The sequence below is a fragment of the Mycobacterium sp. genome (assembly GCF_035499775.1).
Taxonomy (GTDB): Bacteria; Actinomycetota; Actinomycetes; order Mycobacteriales; family Mycobacteriaceae; genus Mycobacterium.
The window spans coordinates 1-2,543 of record NZ_DATJYB010000495.1 but is presented as its reverse complement, the minus strand read 5'-3'; the positions used below and the strand labels follow the sequence as shown (position 1 = coordinate 2,543).

Here is a 2,543-nt window from a genome sequence, read left to right as displayed (position 1 = left end):
AATCGACACCGACACCCCCACCGACCCCGCCAACACCCCCCAATTCCCCACCCGCACCAACCACGCACGCTCATCACCCTCGAGCACATCGATCGACGACAACCGCCGCCCCGGATCACCCGACATCGCCACCAACACCCGGCGCAACCGCTCAACCAACGCCTCGATCGCGGCCGCATCGAACACGTCGGTGTCGTATTCGACGCGCAGCCCGAGTTCGTCGCCCGGCTGGGCTTGCACCGTCAACGGGTAGTGGTTGTATTCGCGGATGCTGGCCTCGGTGATGGCCAACTCGTGGTCGCCGGACAGCGCGCCGGTGTCGATCGGATAGTTCTCGTAGGCGAACAGGGTGTCGAACAGCTTGTCCTGCCCGGTGATCCGGTGCATTTCGCTGAGCGCCAAGTGCTGGTGATCAAGGGTGTCGTTGTGTGCGCTTTGCAGTTGGTCCAGCAGATCCGCGGTGGCGGTTTCCGCGGTGATGCGCGCCCGTACCGGCACCGTGTTGATCAACAGGCCCACCATCGATTCCGCACCCGCCAACTCGGCCGGCCTACCCGAGACCGTGGTGCCGAACGCGACATCGTGGTGGCCGGTCAGCCAGCACAGCAGTTGCGCCCAGGCGGACTGCAGCACGATGTTGACGGTGGTGTGACGCGAGCGGGCCAGTTCGCCAAGGGCGCGCGTGATCTCGGCGGACACCCGGAACGATTGGACGCCGCGGGTCCCCAGCCCCAACCTTTGCCGCGGGCTGACCAGCGTGGGGGTGTCAAAGCCGGCGAACACCGCACGCCAGGCGGCACGGGCGGCATCCAGGTCTCGATCGGCCAGCCAGGTAAGGAATGTCCGGTACGAGACCGACGGCGCGGGCAGTTGGTGACCGTTGAAGCTGGCGAATATCTCCGCCAGCAGGATCGGCAGCGACCAGCCGTCGAGCACGATGTGGTGGATTGTCAGCACCAACCGGTGCCGGCCCGGTGCGGTGCGGGTCAAAGCCACCCGGAAAGCCGGCTGCTCGGCGAGGTCGTAGACGGCGGCGCGTTCGACGGCGCACAGCCGCCGGATCCGCTCATCCGGATCGCCGTCGAGTTGGAGGTAGCGCCACGCCATCTCCGGATCGGCCGGGATGATCTGCACCGGTTCGTCGAACTGTTGGCAGAACCGGGCCACCAGGTTGGGATGGCGGGCGACCACCGTCTGCATCGCATCGCGCAGGCGGTGTGGATCGAGGGCGCCGGTCACGGTGAAGTCCAGCTGCACCGCATAGACGTCGTCGTCGCCGGCTGCGGTGCTGGCGTGAAAGAGCAGGCCCTGCTGCAGGGGGGTCAGCGGCAACACGTCAGCGATCCGGTGTTGCCGATGCAGTTCATCGATCTGCTGTTGGCTAAGGCGCGCCGGCGCGATATCGGACGGCGTCAGCCCGCCCCCGCCGGATCGGACATGGGCGCAAATGCCGGTCAGGGCCTCGAACCACAACCGGCTCAGCCTGCTGATCTGTGCCTCGTCGACGGCTGAAAGCGCCCAGGTCCAGTCGGCGTGCAGGTGCGGGCCGGCCCCGGTGTCGACGGTGCCGGCGTTGAGTTCCACGGTGTGCATCAGCGGCATCGGTACCGCCGTGGCCGCAGCGGTGACCGACGCGCCGTCGGGGCAGATCTGCCAGCCTTCGAAGGATGCGTCGGTCGCGCCGCTCAGCCGCCCGAAATAGTTGAACCCGATCGGCGGGTCGGACCCGTTCAGGTCGACGTCGTCGTTCAGATATCGCAGCGCACCATAGGTCAGGCCGTCGGGCAGCGCCCGCAACTGCTCTTTGGCGTCCTTGAGCACCGTGCCCAGCGCGGCGTCGCCGCCGACCACCTGCGCCCAGGACAGCCCACCCACCGCCAAGGAAACCGGGTATTTGGTGGTAAACCAGCCGACCGTGTGGGACAGGTCGATGTCGGGGCCCAGCTCCTCGTTACGTCCGTGGCCTTCGACGTCGATGCCGATCGGCGCGGCGCCGTTACCCAAGGTGCCGAAGAACTCTGCCCACGCCAGCCCGAACGCGATCAACAGGATTTCGTGTATCCCGGCGTGGAATGCGGCGGGCACCTCACCCAAAAGCGTCCGGGTGATGTCGCCCTCATCGAGCGACACCGACAGATGCCCGGCCCGCGCATAGGTGTCGAGGTCCGGCCGCACCGCGGGCAGCGCCGCGGGGGTCGCCGCGACCTGTTGCCAAAGTTGTTGCTGTGCAACGACTTCAGCGGTGCTGGCGTGCTCGGTTAGCCGCTCCGCCCAGCGTTGGAACGACGTCCCGGTCGCCGGCAGCTGCACCGACTGCCCGGCGCAATGCTGGACCCAGGCGATGTTGAGGTCCGCCAACAAGATCAACCAGGACACCGCATCGACGGCCAGGTGGTGAATGATCAGCGCCAGCCGGCCGGTCTCGGCAGCCCAGAGCGCGCTCAGCATCACCCCGGCGGCCGGGTTCAGTCGCGACCGCGCCGCGAGGACCGCGTCGTCGGACAACGCGTCGACGGACTGCAGGCAGTCGCGCGCGTCGACGG

The 2,543-nt window shown here is 67.7% G+C and carries 1 protein-coding gene; it reads right to left on the bottom strand.

The genetic code is table 11. From position 1 onward, the window contains the following. On the bottom strand, positions 1 to 2,543 hold a 2,543-nt coding region (locus VML93_RS30475; RefSeq protein ID WP_325616288.1), incomplete at both ends, for a condensation domain-containing protein.